We start from the raw sequence: 19,029 nt of genomic DNA, 5'->3' as shown, positions 1-19,029 counted from the left end.
CCAGGTCCCGTGAGCGGACCTGCCGTGGGGTGGTGGTGCGGTTCCGGTGGCCGGGCCGCCTCGCGGGCGGCCGACCCCGGTCGTCCGCCGTCCGGTGTCAGGTGGCCTCGTCGAATTCGTCGTACGAGGAACCGCCGTACGAGGAACCCCCGTACGAGTCCCGCCCTCCCGGGTCGTACGCGTCCCTGCGGTCGGACGGTGCCGTGACGGGCGTCCGCTGCCGGGGCAGCAGGTCCGCGAGCCACCGGGGCCGTCCCGGCCGCCGGGCGGCGGGCCGCCCGCCCGTGCCGCGTTCCGCCCGCAGCCGGACCCGGCCCTCCAGCGGGACGTCACGGCCCAGCGGATACGACTGGTCGCGCCCGTCCGGAGCGCGCAGCCGGAACCCGGTACTCGGGTCGCGCTGCACGGCGTACCGGCCGGTGGGGCGCGGGTCCAGACGGGGGCTGGGGCCGTCCGGGTCGGAGACGTCGAACCGGTACCAGGGGTCGCGTTTGCGGGGCACCGCCGTCTCGCTGGTCGTCCACTCCCCGGAGTCGTCGGACACGCTGAGCCGGAGCAGCAGTCCGCCCGGTGAGACGTCCTCGCGTACCTGCCTGCGGTGCCACACGAACCCGCCGAGCAGTGCGGCCAGCAGCACGGCACCGGTCACCAGCGCCCACCACCACGCGTCCCAGACCCGGTGCGGCCAGGAGGGCACCGGTGTGACGTCCACCTGCACCAGCTTCGCGTCGAGCGGCCCGGCAGCGTCGTCCGCGTCGGACACCTCCATCCGCGCGGTCAGTGCGCGCGGGCTCAGCTCGCCGCCGACGGTGAGCCGGCCGGCCCGGTCCACGGAGTCGCCGGGGGCCAGTGTGACCTCGGTGAGGGAGAGGGCGACGGCGCCCGGCTGGGTGTCCCGCAGCGTAAGGCGCAGGGTGTGTGGCCGGTCCGAGTCGTTGGACGCCAGCAGCCGGAACGGCACACTGCCGCCGGGGTGCACCTCGGCATCGCCCACCCGGAGTCCGGCGCGTACCTCGGGGTTGGGCGAGGCGATGCGGGTCAGGAACGGGCGGTGGTCGGCGGTGAGTCCGACGGCACCGAGCACTCCGACGGCCTTGACCGCGCCCGTCGCTTGCCGGGGGATCGTCACGGTGCCGGTGAAGCGGCCGTCGTCGTCCTCCTTGTCGCCCCTCTCCCCGTCGTCGGCGAGCGCGAGGTCCAGGGGTGCGAAACCGTCGCCGGTCAGCCGTCCGGAGACCTTCAGCCGGCGCAGGTCCGCCGGGTCTCCGATGCCCTGCTCGTCCCGGGTCTGGAGGGTCAGCTCGACGCGGGCCTTCTCACCCGGCCGGGGCGCGGCGGGCGTCAGGACGATGGAGGAACGCACGGCCCCCCGCCACTGCACGGAGACACTGGCCAGCCGCTCCCGGTGCCCCTCAGGAGCGTCGAGCCGGACCTGCCATCGGCCCGGCCGGGGGTCCGTGATGCGCAGCGACTCCACCTCGCCCCCGGACCCGGCCAGCGTGAACGTCGAGCCGTCGGACCGGCTGCCGGGCTCGATCTTCCGGCCGCGCGGGTCGTAGTACGTGGCCCGCACCGCGCGGTCGCCCTTGGAGACGACGATGGTGGCGAGCGTCGCCAGCGGGGACAGCGGTACGGAGATGTCCGCCGGCGGGGTGTCCTTGCGTGGCGGGTCGGTGACCAGGCAGCGGGCCCCGGCGAAGGCACGCTGCACGGCGTCGCCCAGGGTCTGGGAATCCGTCGCTCTGTCCGCGCGGGGGCGGGCCGCCTCCAGGTCGGTGCAGCCGCCCCGGTAGCCGCCTTCCGCCATGTCCCCCAGCGCGTCCATGTCGAGGTCGTCGCCGAAGCCGAGCGGCCAGATCTGCACCTTGGCGGCGCGGGCCTCGGCCAGCGCCTTGGTCAGCTCGCGGCGGCCGTTCTCCTCGCGGCTGTCCACGTCCGTGCCGTAGGAGGGGCTGCCGCTCACGTCCAGCTTGCCGTCGGTGAGCAGGAAGAGGATGCGCGGGCGGCTGCCGCCGTGTTCGCTCAGCCGGGTCACGCCCTGCCGGATCGCGTTCGGGAAGTCGGTCCCGGTGCCCCGTCCCGGGCCGCGCCGGGCCAGCCGGCGGAGGCAGTCGTCCATCTTCTCCCGGGCCACCGCGTCGAGTGCGGTGGTCGGGCACACCTCGTCCACCGGGCTCTGGTCGTCGTTGTCGGCGCTGGCGAACCCCAGGACGGTCATCCGCGACGCCGGGGAGATCTCCCCGACGGCGATCCGTCCGGCGGCGTCCCGCTCCCGCTCCACGTCGGCCGCGCTCAGACTGCTCGACTCGTCCACCGCGACGGCCAGGTCCACGGCGTCCGTGGCGTCCGACGCGGCCGGGGCGAGCGGCGTGGGCTGCGCCGTCCGGCCGAGTGCGGCCGGCCCGAGCAGCAGCAGCGCCAGCACGGCGGCGGTCCGCCGGACCCCGGACGGCCCCAGCCGTCTTGCAGGCGCCGTACGGGGGTCGGACGCCGTACGTCCCCCTCGCCCCCGTGCCGCGCGCCTCGGGCCGCCGCGCACCGGTGCGGTGTCGTGTGCGTCCATGTCGTCCCCCTCAGATGTCATGTGATAGGCGTAGATGTCGGGCGTGCGGGACCTGCGTGGGCCCGCGTGCGCCCCCGGTGCCGGCGGCTGGTGCCCGCCCGGTTCTCTCTCCCCCCCGGCGCGCCGGGATCAGCCGAGCGTCAGCCCGGCCGTCGCCGACAGCGCCCCCGGCACCAGCCAGATCGCTCCCCAGCGGATGCACCGGTACTTCCGGACGAGGATGTGGCTGTGATCGACGGCCTGGGTGAGCAGCCAGGCCGTGACGTCCTCGCCCGCTCTTCCGACCGCCTCCGCCACGCCGCCCGACCCGGTCGCCGCGTGCACCGCGACGACGTCGGCGAAGAAGGTGATGCCGGGCCCCACCCGCTCAGTTCCGCCGTGCGGCAGCACCGCCCGAACGAGTGAAACGGACCCCGCCAGCCACATCAGCAGCCCCGCCACGACCAGCACCAGCCACAGCACGGAGGGCCGGTCCGGCGGGCGCTGCCCGACCCCGGCGACCAGGGGCGGCACCCCCAGGGTCACCGACAGCAGCACCGACGCCTTGACGTCCGCCCGCCCGGTGTCCTCGCGGACCGTGGCGAGCAGCCGCTCGGCGACGTACCGCGCCTCCGCGACGGCGGCCGTCGGCGCGCCCGGTGCGGCCGTCATCGTCCGCCGCCCGGGGCGCCGTCCGACGGGTCGCCCCAGATGTCGTCGTCCTCGCCGGCCCCCTCACGGGATCCCGCACCGGACGCGGATCCCGCCGCGGACTCCGTGCGCCCGGCACCTGGGGAGCTACCGCCGTACGCGTGCGCGTAGCCGTGGCCGTCGAGGTGCGCGGACGTGTCGTAGCCGTCCCGCGCCGCCGCGGGGCCCGTCTCGTACGCGACGACCTCCTGCGGCTCTCCCCACCAGTCGTCCTCCTCCTGGCGCGGCGGCCCGGCGGTCCGCGCCGTCCCGCGCTCCGGGGTGTCGTACGGGTCCGCGTCCCCGGCGGCCGGGGTGTCCGGCCAGTCCTGCCGTGCCGCTGCGGTCGGGGCCGGGGCGACGGGCGCGGGCGGCAGCGCGGCGCGGGGTTCCAGCGCCGGGGGCGGGAGCTGCCCGGCCGGCTGGCCAGGGAGCACCATCCGGCGGATGTACGCGTCCAGTTCGGGGGTGTTGACCCGTCCCTCGTGTGCCATCCGGACCAAGAACTCGCGGTTGGCGCGCTGCTCCTCGGCCTGGCTCTCCAGCATCATCTTGATGAGCCGGCCGACCTCGGCGGTGCCGCCGGACGCCATCAGATAGGCGTACTTCTCCGCGTCGGTGCCGTGCGCGATCGCCGCGAACCCCCGGAAGCGGGCGCTCACCCGCTGGGCCTCCGCTTCGTCCTTGCGGGACTGGCTGACGAAGCCGATCTGCGTGCGGTCGGTGCCGACCTCGACGAACACCTTGGTGCGCAGCCCCACCTCCCGCCCGAGGTCGGCCCAGCGGCCCGCCTCGATATCCAGCCGGACGGCCTGGTTGGCCTCGTGCGCCTGGTCCACGGAGTACCGGCTGGTGACGCCCTGGAGGCGGTCCACGATCTCCGGGCCGAGGTCCTCCTCGACGCTGAACAGGCGCTTCTCCACGACCAGCCGGTAGTCGACGACCTCCCAGCGCAGCTTCACCCGGGTCTCGAAGAAGGTCGCCGAGCCGTGCGCGGGCAGCTTCAGCGCGAACGAGGTCGTGTGCCGCCCGCAGGCGACCTCGCAGACACTGCTCGGCCGGGACCACCGGCTGATCCGGTCGCGGTGGTCGGCGCCCCGCGCGGTGATCACGCTGTGCCCGCCGTCCTGGTAGTAGAGCACGGAGGCCACCTGTGCGCCCATGTGCCTGAACCCCCGTCCCCCGACCTTCCGTTCGTGCAGGAACGGCCCGGCGAGGTTCTCCGGGATGACCAGTTCCTCTTCCTGTCCCGACGTCACCTGTGCTCCTCCCCCCGGCCGCTCCGGCCGCGTCCCGCCGCCGCCATCGCGGCCACCACATGGCGGGCGAAGGCGGCGGTCATCGGTTCCTCCGGCGCGTCCACCAGCAACCGCAGCAGCCAGCGCAACCGTTCGGCGTCCCGACGGTCGCGGATCATCCGGGGCAGCAGCCACAGCAGCGCCTGGAGGATCTCCCCGGGCCGTCCGGCGGTGCCGTCGGCCGGTCCGTCCCCGGCCGCCTGCTCGAACACATAGGTGCGGCCTGCCCGTCCGGGTACCACGGCGTCCGCCTCGGCGGCCCGCAGCCAGGTCGCCAGGCCCTCCGTCGCGGCCTGGTGCGACAGCCGGTTCGCCAGCGACCGCCACAGCAGGTCGGCCAGCGGCTCGGCCGCGCTCTCCACCGCCACGGCCACGGCCGGCACGAGCGGCCAGTGCGCACGCCGGGCCAGCTCCGCGTCGGTCACCTCGACCGACGCGCGCGGCACCGGCGGCCGTTCGTCCTGCCCGGTCCGGGCGTGCTGCCCGGCACCGCCCGGCTGCCCCGGCATCCGGCCCGCGAGCCGCACCCCGCCCGGCCCCCACACCCGGCTGACGGACGCCGGGACGGACGTGGCGGCGTCAGCGGGCGGCGCGCCGGGCCCGTCGCGCTCCTCCGCCTGCCACATGTCGTCGGTCCGCGCGCAGAACAGCCGTACGGCACAGAGCATCGCCAGGTTCAGCTGCTCGGCGGAGCCGTTCTCGGACCACTCGCGCAGCACGGTGGCCGCCTCCCCGGCCCGGCTGCCGGCCACCAGCCGGGTCGCGCCGTAGGAGGCGACGAGCGCCTGGGCGCCCTCGTCCCGGCCGCCGATGCGGCACAGCAGCTCCATGGCTTGCCGGGTGTCGTCCACGATCCGTCCGGAGCCGAGGGCCAGCGCCGCCGTCCAGCGCAGTGCCGGCACGGGGGCGTCCGCCCAGTCCGTGACCACGCCGCGCACCGCCGACCGGTATGGCTCGCGGCCCGCGGCCTGGGAGAGCGCGGTCGCGGCGAAGAAGCGGCGCCGGGTGTCCTTGGCCACCGACAGCGGCCGGATCAGCTCCGCGAAGCCGTACCCGAGGTCGGCGGTGGCGAGTTCGCCCGCCACGACCGCGGCGCGCACCCAGACCTGCGGTCGGGGGTCGACCGCCAGATCGCGCAGCCAGCGTGCCACGGGACCGCGCGCCGCGTGATGCCGGTGCCAGACCTCGGCCAGCACCGAGCCCGCCAGCGCCGTGCCCCGGTAGGCGACCGTGCGGACCGGCACGGGCACCCCGCCCACCGACTCCTCCTCGGCGGTGCGCACCTCGGCCCGGCAGGCGGCGAGCAGGCCCTCCAGGTCCTCCGCGAACACCGGCCGTCCGTGTGCCCGCCCGGGTGTCCGTACGGCGAGGATCTGCTGGGCGAGAAGTTCGGCGGCGTCGGCCACCGAGCTGACCGCCTCCCCGTCCAGCACCGCGAGCGCGATCCGGAACGAGGCCTCCCGCACCCGGGGTGCGGCGGTGTCCACCGGCCCGTCCGCTCCGGCCGGGCCGGGCTCGGGCGCCGGGGGCAGCGGGTCGGCCGTCCCGGTGAACCACTCGCGGGCCTGCCGGCGCGCGATCCGGCCGCAGGCGTCCAAGAGCGCGTCCCGGCTCAGCTCGCCCCGCACATGCCGGGCCACCCGTTCCGCGACCAGCTCGGTCTCGGACGGCCGCAGCGCCTCCGGGAGGATGCCCAGCGCGTCCAGGAACAGCGGGTGCTTGAGGATCTGTTCGCCCCGGCCCAGCGCGTCCGGGTCCGGGCAGTCCGCGAGGTGGCGTACGAGCTGCCACTCCAGCAGTTCCCCGGCTGGTGCCGGTGGGCAGGCCAGCCCGTAGCGCCCCGCCAGCAGATGCCCGGCGGGCGAGGAGGGGGAGACGACCAGCACCGCGTACGACCCCTTCGCGGCGAGCCTCGCGGCCAGGGCGTCGAGGTGCAGCTCCTGCGGCGGGGCGAAATCTCCCGCGTTCTCGGGAAGTTGGGCGAGCAGACCGCCACCGTCCCGCACACCGGATGCCACCGCGCCCGGGTCGGCGGACAGCAGCCTCAGGTCGGACGGGGCGAGCCGGGTGACCCGCCCCCGGGTGAGGACTCCGGTGCCCCTCCGGCCGTCGGCTTCCGCCGCCTCGGGTACGGGTTCCCCGGCGCCGGACGCCGTGTCGCGTACGGCGGTGGTGACTTCGTCCAGCAGGCAGAGCCCGGTGGTGAGGCGGCCCGTGCCGGGCGGGCCGCCCAGCACCAGCACCCGGCGCGCGCGGAGCACCCGCTTCAGCGTCGGGTAGCCCGCCGGGGCCCGGTAGACCTGGCGCAGCCGGTCCAACTCGTCTTCGGGCACGTCCCCGAAGACCGGAGCCGCCGTGTCCCGGGCGCCTATGTAGACATCGCCGAAGTGGGCGCGGTCGAAGCTGGTCCGGTCGAAGACGCTGCTGTTGCCCCGGATGTCGAACCGGGCCTGCGCGGCCCGCTGGACCCGGGCCGCGGCGCGTGCCTCACCGGGCACGCCCGAGTCGGCCAGCGGGTCCCCGGTCGCCTCCCGGAAGCGCTCTTCCTGACGGTCCCGCCGCTCCGCGCGCTCCGCCTCGTCCGCCCTGTCCGGGGCGCCGTCCGGCCCTGTCTCCCCTTCGGCGTCCTTGCCGGAATCCCGGCCGGACCGCCGTTCACCGTCCTGCCCCGCTGGTTCGTCCCCGGCCCGCCACTGGTCCGGTCCGGGAGACGCGCCCTGGACTCCTCCGGGGCTCTCGGCGCCTGCGTGCTCGCCGTCGCCGCTCAACGCGGGTTCTCCGTCGAGCCGTTGTCCTGCCCCATGCTCCGGCTGTCGTTCGGGGCGCTGTCGTCGGCCGCCCCCCGGCCTTCGAGCCCTCTGTCGCCGCGGGTCGGCCAGTCCTCGTGGTCCGCGCCCCCGCCGCCCCCGAAGCGGACCGGTCCCCGGAAGGTCGCGCGGTCCTGGACGACGCTGGTGCCGCCCTCCACCTTGATGTCCCAGTGGGCACCGGAACCGGTGTCCACCGGCCACGCCTCTGTCCCGGGCACCCGGGGATCACCGTCGGCGGCGGGCCGGCCGGCCGGGTCCGGAGCGGCGTGCCCCGCGTCCTTGCCCGGTCCCGGCCGGCCCTCCGCCTCGGCTCCCGTGGACGCGCCACCCCCGTTCTCCCCCGAAGACGCGTCCACGGGAAGCGTGTCGAACCCCTCGTCACCCGGAACCCGGGGCCGGGCCTCGCCGGGCACGTGGAACCACGCGGTGACGGGGCCCTCCTTCAGCGCGACCCGGGCCGAGCGGTACGCGGAAGGCTCCACGAACCGCCCACCGTGCCGGACCACCTCGTGGTGCAGTGAGGCGGAGACCACGAGGACCAGATCGCGCCCCGAGCGGTCCAGCACCGTGCGCGTCACCGGTGAGTCCGCCAGCCGGCAGACGAGGTCCATCGCATGGCCCGACAACCCCTCCTCGTCGTGCTCCACCGGACCCACGTGCAGTCCGACGCGCAGGCCGAGGCGGCGTGCCAGATCCTCGTTCCCCACCCGCTGCCGCTGGTGCATCTCCGCCAGCCAGGTGCCGAGCAGCCTGACGGGCGGGATGCGCGCGTCCACCGCGGCGATGAACCCGTCCCCCCGGTCCTCCAGGTGGAGCATGGACCTCGCCACGCCCGCCGCCGCGAAGGACGCGTGGGCCAGGTCGTAGATCCGTGCGCGCATCCGCCGTTTCGCGCCGTCGAGGTAGCTGCCCGATTCCCGGGTGTCCACGCTCATCAAGGTCTTGTAGACGGCTCCATCAGCCATCTGCCACCCCCCTCTAGTGCAGTGACTGACCGTCAGCATGGCGGCTCACGCCGACTCACGATGTGGTCGTTTACACATCGGGTGGCAGCACATGGATCGCGCTCCGAAAACGCGCGCCTTGCACGCTGTGCCGTTCTGCGCCCCGCACTTCCACACAACCCCGGGCTGCCCTTGACAGCCGCGTGGTCACACGCATGGGGGCAGGGGTGACTGCTGGGGGAGGGGAACAGCCGTACGAAGAGTCGCTCAGGGAGCCGGGAACCCGATGTTCCCGCCGGCCGCCAGTAGGCGCAGCGCGTCGTGGTCGATCAGCTCGATGCGGCGGGGCCGGGTCCGGACGACACCGGCGGCCCGCAGCAGCCGCAGCGACTTGGCGACGGCCTCGCGGGTGGCGCCGACGGCGTCCGCGAGGTCGTGCTGGGCGAACTGCGCGAGCACCGGGAACTCGTCCCCGGGCCCACCCGTGTCCCGCGTGCCCGCCCGACCGGAGGCCGCCCGCTGGAGCTCCCCGAGCTCCAGCAGCCGCCCGGCCACCCGCTGGATGACGGTCAGGGAGGCGAGCGTGCGCCGCTCCTCGTCGGCGGTGCGCAGCCGGGAGACGAGCTGGGCCATGAGCAGCGCCGACACCTCGGGGTCGCGCCCGGCGAACGCGCGGAACCGGGCGCCGGGCACCACGAGGGTCCGCACCGGACCGAGCGCGGTGACGGAGGCGCTGCGCGCGATGCCGCCCAACGCGGCCATTTCGCCGACGACCTCACCGCGTCGGCGCAGTGCCAGGATCAACCTGGCGGAGGACCGGTCGGTCGCCGTCGACACCACGGCCCACCCCTCCAGCAGCACCAGCACATGGCTGCTGTCGTCCTGCTCCCGCAGGAGGTGCTCGTCCGCCCGGAACGTCCGCTCCACACTGATCCGGAACAGATCCTTCCGTGCTTCGGCGCTGAGGACATCGAGAAACGTGCGGTCCTGTACCACCAGAGCCATGAATCCGTCGCTTCCGGCAGAGGCCGGAAGGTCCGGCCGAGGGGCCCGGGAAAGGATGAAGCGGATGGGGCCTGCCACTGTACCCGCGCCCCGGCGCCAAGGAGCCGTCCCGGCGGACAACGAAAAGGGCCGCCGCCCCGGCGGGACGGCGACCCAGGACCCACGTTTGGTCAGGTACGGGTCCAGCGCTGGTTGCTGCCGCCCGAGCAGGTGTAGAGCTGGATCAGGGTGCCGTTCGCCGTGCCGGTGCCGACGGCGTCCAGGCAGAGGCCGGACTGGACGCCGGTGATGGAACCGTCGGAGTTGAGGCGCCACTTCTGGTTGTCGCCGCCCCAGCAGCTGTAGATCTGCACCTTGGCGCCGTTGCCCGTGCCGGCGGCGTCCAGGCACTTGTTGCCGTAGACCCGGAGCTCGCCCGCGTCCGTGGACGTCCACTGCTGGTTCGTGCCGCTGTTGCAGTCCCACAGCTGGACCTGGGTGCCGTCGGTGGTGCTGGAGTTGGGCACGTCCAGGCAGCGGCCCGAGCCGACGCCCTTGATCTGGCCGCCGGTGGTGGGGGGAGGCGTGGTGGTGGAGCCGCCGTTGAGCGCGTTGAGGACGGCGGTGTAGGCAGGCTTCTTGCTGCCGTCGTTGTTGAACAGCAGCGGCGTGTCACCGGACCGCCAGGAGTCGCTGTCGCGCACGCCCCAGACGGTGATGCCGAGGCAGCGCGAGACGGCCAGGCAGTCGTTGGTCACGGCGGCGTAGGTCGAGGACGAGGCGCCCTGGATGTCGAGCTCGGTGATGGCCACGTCGACGCCGAGGGCGGCGAAGTTCTGCAGGGTGGTGCGGAAGTTGCTGTTGTACGGGCTGCCGCTGTTGAAGTGCGACTGGAAGCCGACGCAGTCGATCGGCACACCGCGCGACTTGAAGTCGCGGACCATGTTGTACACGCCCTGGGTCTTGGCCCAGGTCCAGTTCTCGATGTTGTAGTCGTTGTAGCAGAGCTTGGCCGCCGGATCGGCGGCGCGCGCGGTGCGGAAGGCGACCTCGATCCAGTCGTTGCCGGTGCGCTGCAGGTTGGAGTCGCGCCGGCCGCCCGAACCGTCGTCGGAGAAGGCCTCGTTGACGACGTCCCACTGGGCGATCTTGCCCTTGTAGTGGGCCATCACGCCGTTGATGTGGTCGATCATCGCCTGGCGCAGGGTGCTGCCGCTGAGGCTCTGCATCCAGCTGGGCTGCTGGGAGTGCCAGGCCAGGGTGTGGCCGCGCACCTTCTTGCCGTTCTGCACGGCCCAGTTGTAGACGCGGTCGCCGGCGGTGAAGTTGAACTGGCCCCGCTGCGGCTCGGTGGCGTCGATCTTCATCTCGTTCTCGGCCGTCACCATGTTGAACTCGCGGCTCGCGATCGACGTGTACGTCGAGTCGCCGAGCCGGCCCGAGGCGATGGCGGTGCCGAAGTAGCGGCCGCTCTGCGCCGCCGCGGCGCCCAGCGTGCTCTCGGCGGCGTGCGCGGTCGGCGGCGTGACCAGTGCGGCGGCCGCGGCGAGGACGCCGACGAGCGGTGTCAGCAGCAGGCCGCGGATGGTCCGGCGGGCTGTTGGTCTGGGGAGGGCGGAGGAGCCCATCACTGTGCCTCCAAGGTGGACATCACGGAAGTGCGGGTGCGCAGGCGGGCCGGAGCCCGGGCAGCACGGAGCGACCGGACGCTGCCGGAGAGCACGAACTCGAGGCCCATGTGGTTCGGGATATCGACCTGCGGCCGGTTTCTCAGGCCCAAATGGTTGGGGCAGCGATGACGCATCGTCAATACTCGTCACACAGTAACTTTCTGATTTTTCTTCGAATGTTTCGAAGTCCCCTACCACGCCAACTGAGCCGTGGGACCGGCCGATCAGTCGGGCGGTGCTGCGAAGAACGTGCGTTTCAAGCCGAGTTCACGTCAGATGTTTCGGCCCGGCTGTCGACACATGCGAGAAGGGTTGACGCCGTTCGGCGGTTCCCTATCATTCAGTTGCTCGACCCTCCGACCCGCGTCCGACATTCCGAACGTCACAGATGTCATGGACTCGCCAACCGTTTTCCGCCCGAGGTTGAGGAAGCCCGCATGCACCCCACGCACCCCTTGCCCAGAGGAAGTTTCCGCCGCAGGCATACGCCCGCGGCGCTCGCAGTCGTGGCCGCGGTCCTGGCCGCGCTGGCGGCGATGCTCGTCGCCACCCCGGCCCAGGCGGCCACCAGCGGCCCCCTGCGCGGGGTCGGCTCGAACCGGTGTCTCGACGTGCCGGGCGCCAGCCAGACCGACGGCACCGCCCTGCAGCTCTACGACTGCTGGGGCGGGACCAACCAGCAGTGGACGCTGACCGACAGCAACCAGCTCACCGTGTACGGCTCCAAGTGCCTGGACGTTCCCGGCCACGCCACCACGGCCGGCACCCGGGTGCAGATCTGGTCCTGCTCCGGCGGGGCGAACCAGCAGTGGCGGGTCAACTCCGACGGCACCGTCGTCGGCGTGGAGTCCGGGCTGTGCCTGGAAGCAGCGGGCTCCGGCACGGCCAACGGCACGGCGGTGCAGATCTGGACGTGCAACGGCGGCAGCAACCAGAAGTGGACCGGCCTGTCCGGGGGCACCACCCCGCCGGACGGCACGTGCGCCCTTCCGTCCACGTACCGGTGGTCGTCGACGGGTGCGCTGGCGCAGCCGGCGAACGGGTGGGCCGCGCTGAAGGACTTCACCAACGTGACGTACAACGGCAAGCACCTGGTCTACGCGTCCAACGTGTCGGGATCGTCGTACGGCTCGATGATGTTCAGCCCGTTCACCAACTGGTCGGACATGGCGTCGGCCGGCCAGACCGGCATGAGCCAGGCCGCGGTGGCCCCCACCCTGTTCTACTTCGCGCCCAAGAACATCTGGGTGCTGGCCTACCAGTGGGGCGCGTGGCCCTTCATCTACCGCACGTCCAGCGACCCGACCAACCCCAACGGCTGGTCCGCGCCGCAGCCCCTGTTCACCGGCAGCCTCCCCGACTCCGGCACCGGGCCGATCGACCAGACGCTGATCGCCGACAGCCAGAACATGTACCTGTTCTTCGCCGGTGACAACGGCAAGATCTACCGGGCGAGCATGCCGATCGGGAACTTCCCGGGCAACTTCGGCTCGTCGTACACGACCGTCCTGAGCGACACCACGAAGAACCTGTTCGAGGCGCCGCAGGTCTACAAGGTCAAGGGCCAGAACCAGTACCTCATGATCGTCGAGGCCCGGGGCGCGAACGAGCAGCGCTTCTTCCGCTCCTTCACCGCCACCAGCCTGAGCGGCTCGTGGACCCCGCAGGCCGCGACCGAGAGCAACCCCTTCGCCGGCAAGGCCAACAGCGGTGCCACCTGGACCAACGACATCAGCCACGGTGACCTGGTCCGCAACAACCCCGACCAGACCATGACCATCGACCCCTGCAACCTCCAGCTCCTCTACCAGGGCAAGTCGCCGACCGCGAGCGGCCCGTACGACCAGCTGCCGTGGCGGCCGGGCGTCCTGACCCTGCAGCGCTGACCTCCCCGGCGCGCGGCGTGAACGCCCCTGCCCGCTGACGGAGGATCACCGTGCCGAGGAACCCCGGTCGTGCGACGGCCGGGGTTTCTCGACAGCGATCCGGAGCGTGCGAAAATCCCACCGATCGATCACCGGTGCGGAGAAGGTGGGGAGCCTGCCGCACCTCGAGGAGGGGCGCCGCGCATGGTCCTGTTGTCGTCGGAACCCACGTGGCCCACCCTGCCGGACTACTTCCACGACTGGGCGCTGGTCGACGTGGAGACCTCCGGGCTGAGGCCGGGCCGGGACCGGGTCCTCTCGCTGGCGGTCCTCACGCTGGACGCCCGCGGCAACCCGACCGGGGAGTTCTCCACCCTGCTCAACCCGGGCTGCGATCCCGGGCCGGTGCACGTCCACGGCCTCACCGCCGCCCGTCTCGCGGGCGCGCCCACCTTCGAGGAGATCGCCCCTCGCGTGGGGGCGCTGCTCGGCGGCCGTGTCCTCGTCGCGCACAACGCACAGTTCGACTACGACTTCCTGGCCCATGAGTTCGCCCACGTCCGCTCGTGGGTGCCGGTCGGCAGGCGGCTGTGCACGCTGGCCCTCAACCGCCTGATCGGGCCCGCGGTCCCCGACCTCAAGCTGGGCACGCTCGCCGCGCACTACGGAGTGCGCCAGGAGCGCGCCCACGACGCGCAGGACGACGTACGCGTCCTCTCCGGCATCCTGCGCGGCTCGCTGGAGGCCGCCGAACGACTGGGCCTGTCCCTGCCGCTGCTGGACTGCCCGCCCCGCCAGGACTACAAGCCCTACGTCCCGAAGACGCCCTGCCCGTACCGCAACCCGGGCCGCTACACCCCGGGCGGGCCCCTGGTGCAGGGCATGAAGGTGGCCATCACCGGGGACACCCGGGTCTCCCGCGAGGAACTGGTCGCCCGCTCGGTGGCGGCCGGGCTGAACATGATGACGTCGGTCAGCGGCCGGACCAGCCTCGTCGTCACCAACGACCCCGCCGCGGCCTCCGCCAAACTCCGTCGGGCCGTGGACGAGGGCGTCCCGCTCGTGGACGAGCCGACGTACCTGCGGCTGCTGGAGGACGTGCGGCCCGGCCGCGCCAAGGGCGTCGCCCGGCAGCGCGGCGCGGAGGCACCGGCCGACCGCACGACCACCGCACCCGACCGCACCATCACCGCGCCGCCCGCGCCGCCCGCGCCGACGCCCGAGATCCCGGCCCAGAGGGCCGCCGCCCCGGTCGTGTCCCCTGCGACGCCGGACCGTCCCCTCGCCGGTCGCAGGGTCCTGGTCCTCGGCGGTACCCACGAGGCGGCCGTGGAAGCCCGAGGGCGCGTCGTCGCGCTGGGTGCCTCCGCGGCGGTCAACCTCTCGGCCGGTGTGACCGATGTGGTCGTCCTGCCCGGCGGCGAGGCGGACCGGCGCATGAGCCGTATCGCCGCTCTCGGGCTCCCCGTCCACGACGCCGCCTGGCTCCTGGCACCGGAAGCCGCGGAGAGGCCCGCACCGGCCACGGCGGGGAGCGCGGCCGAGGGCCGGCCCGACGCGGCGCGGGTGCTGGTCCGAGGAGCCGTCATCGACCTGGCCGACACCGGCACGGCCTGGACGGTGGCCGCCGCGTGGCGCCAGCAGGCGCCCTGTGACGTCGACGTGGTCGCATTCGCGGTCGACGCGCAGGAGCAGGTGGCGGGGGACGAGGACTTCGTGTTCTACGGCGCTCCCGAGCACCCGGACGGCACGCTGCGGCTCGCCACGGACGGACCGACGGAGCAGGCCGTCACCGTCGACCTGGAGCGGCTGCCCCTGGAGACCCACAGGGTCGTCATCGCCGCCGCGATCGACGGCGCCGCGACCTTCTCCGACATCGGCGCCGTCGAGATCACCGCCACGAGTGGCGTCGGCGCCGCCCCGGCCGCCCGGGCCACCCTCGACGCCGCCACCACCGAACGCACCATGATCCTCGCCGAGATCTACCGCCGGGGAGAGCGCTGGCGGCTGCGCGCCGTCGGCCAGGGATACGACCACGGCCTCGCCGACCTGGCCCGCGGCTACGGCGTCGACGTGGCCGACTGACCCGGGGGCACGGCCGACCTGCCCGCCGGTCGGCCGACTGGCCTGCGGGCACGGCCGACCAGCCCCCTGGTTGGCCGGGGTGCCCCGCGGGCCCGGCCGACCCGCGCCTGCCGCGGCACTGTCGGCCGAGTGCCCCCGGGCTCAGCCGACCTGCCCCCCCGACCGACCAGGTGCCCTTGGGCCAGGTGCCCGTCACCGCCGCAACAGTCGCGCCACCCCCGCCGCCGCGCCGACCACGGCGCCCGCCGCCGCCAGGCCCGCGCCGGCCAGTGCGAGTGTCTGGGCCGGGCGGCCGGGGGTGTTCGGGCGGGCGGCGGGGGAGACGCCGTACGCGGTGCCCGGGGCGTCCGGCAGGCCCTGGGCGAGGAGTTCCGCCAGGTGGACCGCCTCGTGGCCGCCGCTGTCCAGTTCGTGGATCTGGGTGCGGCAGCTGAAGCCGTCCGCCAGGACCACCGTCTCCTCGTCGGCCGCGCGCAGCCGGGGCAGCAGGACCCGTTCCGCACAGGCGCGGCTGACGTCCAGGTGGCCGCGTTCGAAGCCGAAGTTGCCGGCCAGGCCGCAGCAGCCGGACTCCAGGTGCTCGGCGTCGACGCCGGCCCGGCGCAGCAGTTCGCGGTCCGCGTCCCAGCCCATGACCGCGTGCTGGTGGCAGTGCACCTGGGCGAGCGCGCGCGCCGAGCTTTCGGGGACGCGGGGCGGCTCGTAGCCGGGGCTGTGCTCGGTCAGCAGCTCCGCGAGGGTCACCGTCTGCGCCGCCAGCCGCCGTACGTCCCGGTCGCCGGGGAACAGCTCGCCCGCGTCGGCCCGGAACACGGCCGTACAGCTCGGCTCCAGGCCCACCACCAGGCCGCCCGCGCGGACGTGGTCGGCGAGGCGGCGTACCGTCCGCTGCAACACCCGCTTCGCCGTGCCCAGTTGCCCCGTCGAGATCCACGTCAGACCGCAGCACAGGGGTTCCGTCGGGAGGTCCACCTCCCAGCCCGCCGCCTCCAGGACGTGCACGGCGGCCTGCCCCAGGTGCGGGTGGAAGGAGTTGGTGAAGGTGTCCGGCCAGAGCAGGACCCGCCCCCGCTCGCCCGTGCCGCGCGGCTCGTGACGGGCGTACCACTGCTGGAGCGTCTCCGCGGCGAACAGCGGAAGCTCGCGGTTCTCCACCCCGGCCGCCGCCACCGCGGCGCGCGCCAGCAGCGGCGTGTGCGTCAGCGTGTTGACCAGCGGGCCCAGCCGGGCGCGGCCCACCGCCTGCGCCACCGCCGGCAGCCAGCCCATCGACCAGTCGGACCGCGGCCGACGCCACGGGCGGCCCTCGTAGTGGTGGGCGAGGAACTCCGCCTTGTAGGTCGCCATGTCGACATCGGCCGGGCAGTCCTTCTTGCAGCCCTTGCACGCCAGGCACAGATCGAGGGCGTCCCGCACCGCCTCGGAGCGCCAGCCGTCACGGATCGCGCTGTCCCCGTGCCCGTCCATCATCTCGAACAGCAGCCGCGCCCGGCCCCGCGTGGAGTGCTCCTCCTCCATCGTGACCTGGTACGACGGGCACATCACCGCACCGCCGCTGTTGGTGTGCTGCCGGCACTTCCCGACGCCCACGCACCGGTTGGCGGCCTCGGCGAACGAGCCGCCGTCGTGCGGGAAGCGGAAGTACAGGTCCTGCGGGTCGTACGGCGCCCAGTCGCCGCCGAGGCGCAGGTGCTCGTCCAGCCGGTACGGCGCCACCACCTTGCCCGGGTTCATCCGGTTCTCCGGGTCGAACACCGCCTTGACCCGCCCGAAGGCCTCCACCAGCTCCTGCCCGAACATCCGCGGCAGCAGCTCACCCCGGGTCTGCCCGTCGCCGTGCTCCCCGGACAGCGACCCGCCGAACTCCACCACGAGATCGGCCGCCCGCTCCAGGAACCGCCGGTAGGTCGCCACCCCCTCCGCCGTGTACAGGTCGAAGGGGATACGGGTGTGCACGCAGCCCTGCCCGAAGTGGCCGTACAGGCTGGGCCCGGTGTCGCTCTGGTAGCCGAACTCCTCGAACAGCTCCCGCAGCCGGCGCAGATAGTCGCCGAGCCGCTCCGGCGGCACCGCCGAGTCCTCCCAGCCCTCGAAGGTGTCCGGCCGGGCCGGCAGATGCGCGGTCGCGCCCAGGCCCGCCTCCCGGACCTGCCACAACTGCTCCTCGTGGGACGGGTCGTCCAGGAAGGCGACGTCCGGGTCGTGCTCGGACTCGTGCAGCCCGTCGAGCATCCGGTGTGCCCGCTCCTCCGCCTCCTTCAGGGTGTCCGCGCCGAACTGCACCATCAGGAACGCCTTGCCGTCCGGGAGCTGCGCGATGGCGTCCGGGTTCAGATGCTTCAGCCGCTCGTCGCGGATGAGGTGCTTGTCCAGGCCCTCCAGCGCGATCGGCTCGTACGGCAGCACGGACGGGACGGCGTCGGCGGCCCGGTCGATGCTCGGGAACCCCAGCACCACCAGTGTGCGTTCCTTCACCACGGGCACCAGCTTCAGCTCCGCCCGCAGGACCGTCACCAGCGTGGACTCGCTGCCCACCAGCAGCCCGGCCACGTCGAAGCCGTGCTCGGGGAGGAGGGAGTCCAGGTTGTAGCCGGAGACCCGGCGGGGGATGTCGGGGAAGCCGCGGCGGACGGCGTCCGCGTAGGTGTCGCGCAGCGCCCGCAGCTGCCGGTACACGGAAGCCCGCAGATCGCCGCGCTGCTCGATCTCGGCGTACTCCTCGTCGCTGGTCTGCCCGCACCAGAAGCGCGTGCCGTCGTACAGGAGCACCTCAAGCCGGACGATGTTGTCGACGACCTTGCCGTACGCCTGCGCGGTCGCGCCGCAGGAGTTGTTGCCGATCATGCCGCCGATGCAGCAGTTCGCGTGGGTGGCCGGCTCCGGCCCGAACCGCAGGCCGGTCGGCGCAAGCTGCCGGTTCAGCTCGTCGAGGACGATGCCCGGCTGAACGACACAGGTGCGCGCGTCGGTGTCCACGGACTCCACCCGGTGGCAGTACTTGGACCAGTCGATCACCACGGCGGTGTTCGTGCACTGCCCGGCCAGACTGGTCCCGCCGCCCCGCGACAGCACCGGCGCCCCGTGCTCCCGGGCGACGGCCACCGCCTCGGCCGCGGCCTCCGGCGTCCGTGGCACGACCACGCCGATCGGGGTCTGCCGGAAGTTGGAGGCGTCCGTGGAGTACGCGGCCCGGCTCCCGGCGTCGAACCGCACCTCCCCGTCCACCCGCTCACGCAGTGCGGCGGCCAGCGCGGCCGCGTCGACGTCCGGCGGGGCGGGCCGGGGGCCGACGGGTGCGGGCAGATCCGACGCCACCATGGGGGCCTCCTCGCGACAGCTACGGCGACACGTCAGCGACCCCGCCTGCGGCGGGTTCCGCGCGCCCCGGGTACCCACCGGCGCGGCGGACCACACCGGGCGGGTATCCGCAGGTCAGGAGGGTAGGGGGCGGCCGGTCGAGCGGGCTGCGGGCCGACGCCCCCGGGGGGGCCGACGCACCTGGCGGCCCGACGCACCTGGCGGGGCGGGGCCCCTGGCGGGCCGATTCCCCCGGCGGGGGCGCCCGCCGCCGCCGAGCCCCGACGGCCGGGCCCTGGGGGTGGGGCGGAGACCCCCGGACGACGGACGAAACCGGTCACGGCCGGTGGCCGACCGTGTCGCTGTTGGGCCGATCGGGTGACTTCGCGTAAGAATTGGCCGGTGCACGATGTGAGAGCGAGTCAGATCGGGGGGAGCCGGTGAACCGTCACGACGTCACCGATGAACAGTGGGAAGGGCTCGCCCAGGTCGTACCACTGCGCGGACGCGATGCCTGGCCGTCGGCGGTGAACCACCGCTCGCTCCCGGACGCGGAGACGGAGACCCGGCGCCGCTTCGTGGTCCTGCGGGTCAACGTCTTCGCGGACGCCCGCGACGTCGCCGAGACCCTCATGGCCGGCATCCCGGTGCTGCTCGACCTGACCGGCGCGGAGAACGAGGTGGCCAAGCGGGTCCTGGACTTCTCCACGGGCGTGGTCTTCGGCCTCGGCAGCGGTATGCACCGGGTCGACCGCAATGTGTTCCTGCTCACGCCGCCCGGTACCGAGGTGAGCGGACTGATGGAGGGCGTGGGCCTGTCGGGCGCCTGACGCCGGAACGCGGT

Annotated in this window: 11 protein-coding genes; 3 read left to right on the top strand and 8 right to left on the bottom strand. The window is 73.8% G+C overall.

The window, feature by feature from the left end; genetic code table 11:
- Positions 1 to 97: 97 nt before the first annotated feature.
- From IE308_RS08225 to IE308_RS08195, 7 genes are all read right to left on the bottom strand, one after another.
- Positions 98 to 2,584 (bottom strand): vWA domain-containing protein, encoded by a 2,487-nt coding sequence (locus tag IE308_RS08225; protein ID WP_190217190.1) that lies wholly within the window; start codon positions 2,582 to 2,584, stop codon positions 98 to 100.
- 108 nt (positions 2,585 to 2,692) lie between these two features.
- Positions 2,693 to 3,214 (bottom strand): Pycsar system effector family protein, encoded by a 522-nt coding sequence (locus tag IE308_RS08220; RefSeq protein WP_190217189.1) that lies wholly within the window; start codon positions 3,212 to 3,214, stop codon positions 2,693 to 2,695.
- Positions 3,211 to 4,491, bottom strand: coding sequence for a hypothetical protein (locus tag IE308_RS08215; protein WP_190217188.1), 1,281 nt, complete (start codon positions 4,489 to 4,491; stop codon positions 3,211 to 3,213). The genes IE308_RS08220 and IE308_RS08215 overlap by 4 nt, the downstream gene beginning before the upstream one ends.
- A complete protein-coding gene (locus tag IE308_RS08210) occupies positions 4,488 to 7,298 on the bottom strand; it encodes a hypothetical protein (RefSeq protein WP_190217187.1) in 2,811 nt (936 codons plus the stop codon). The genes IE308_RS08215 and IE308_RS08210 overlap by 4 nt, the downstream gene beginning before the upstream one ends.
- The gene (locus IE308_RS08205; protein ID WP_190217186.1) at positions 7,295 to 8,305 is read right to left on the bottom strand and encodes a hypothetical protein; all 1,011 of its coding nucleotides are present in this window, start codon (positions 8,303 to 8,305) and stop codon (positions 7,295 to 7,297) included. The genes IE308_RS08210 and IE308_RS08205 overlap by 4 nt, the downstream gene beginning before the upstream one ends.
- A 246-nt stretch (positions 8,306 to 8,551) precedes the next feature.
- The gene (locus tag IE308_RS08200; protein ID WP_190217185.1) at positions 8,552 to 9,289 is read right to left on the bottom strand and encodes a Crp/Fnr family transcriptional regulator; all 738 of its coding nucleotides are present in this window, start codon (positions 9,287 to 9,289) and stop codon (positions 8,552 to 8,554) included.
- A 170-nt stretch (positions 9,290 to 9,459) separates the two neighbouring features.
- On the bottom strand, positions 9,460 to 10,896 hold the full coding sequence (locus IE308_RS08195; protein WP_110631833.1) for an endo-1,4-beta-xylanase: 1,437 nt from the start codon (positions 10,894 to 10,896) through the stop codon (positions 9,460 to 9,462).
- 497 nt (positions 10,897 to 11,393) lie between these two features.
- Between IE308_RS08195 and IE308_RS08190 the strand changes: the two genes are divergently transcribed.
- Together IE308_RS08190 and IE308_RS08185 are read left to right on the top strand one after the other, a co-directional pair.
- Positions 11,394 to 12,824, top strand: coding sequence for a non-reducing end alpha-L-arabinofuranosidase family hydrolase (locus IE308_RS08190; protein WP_190217411.1), 1,431 nt, complete (start codon positions 11,394 to 11,396; stop codon positions 12,822 to 12,824).
- Between the two features lie 183 nt (positions 12,825 to 13,007).
- Positions 13,008 to 14,888 (top strand): TerD family protein, encoded by a 1,881-nt coding sequence (locus tag IE308_RS08185; protein WP_190217184.1) that lies wholly within the window; start codon positions 13,008 to 13,010, stop codon positions 14,886 to 14,888.
- A 192-nt stretch (positions 14,889 to 15,080) separates the two neighbouring features.
- Here IE308_RS08185 and IE308_RS08180 read toward each other — a convergent pair whose 3' ends face one another.
- Positions 15,081 to 18,206, bottom strand: coding sequence for an FAD-binding and (Fe-S)-binding domain-containing protein (locus IE308_RS08180; RefSeq protein WP_190217183.1), 3,126 nt, complete (start codon positions 18,204 to 18,206; stop codon positions 15,081 to 15,083).
- A 419-nt stretch (positions 18,207 to 18,625) separates the two neighbouring features.
- On the opposite strand from IE308_RS08180, the gene IE308_RS08175 reads away from it, so the two are divergent.
- Positions 18,626 to 19,015, top strand: coding sequence for a cell division protein SepF (locus IE308_RS08175; protein WP_110631842.1), 390 nt, complete (start codon positions 18,626 to 18,628; stop codon positions 19,013 to 19,015).
- The last annotated feature ends 14 nt before the right edge of the window (positions 19,016 to 19,029 follow it).

It is taken from the genome of Streptomyces griseosporeus (assembly GCF_014656055.1).
GTDB classification, from domain to species: domain Bacteria; phylum Actinomycetota; class Actinomycetes; order Streptomycetales; family Streptomycetaceae; genus Streptomyces; species Streptomyces griseosporeus.
The sequence above is the reverse complement of the archived record's forward strand: the minus strand, read 5'-3'. Positions and strand labels throughout refer to the sequence as shown.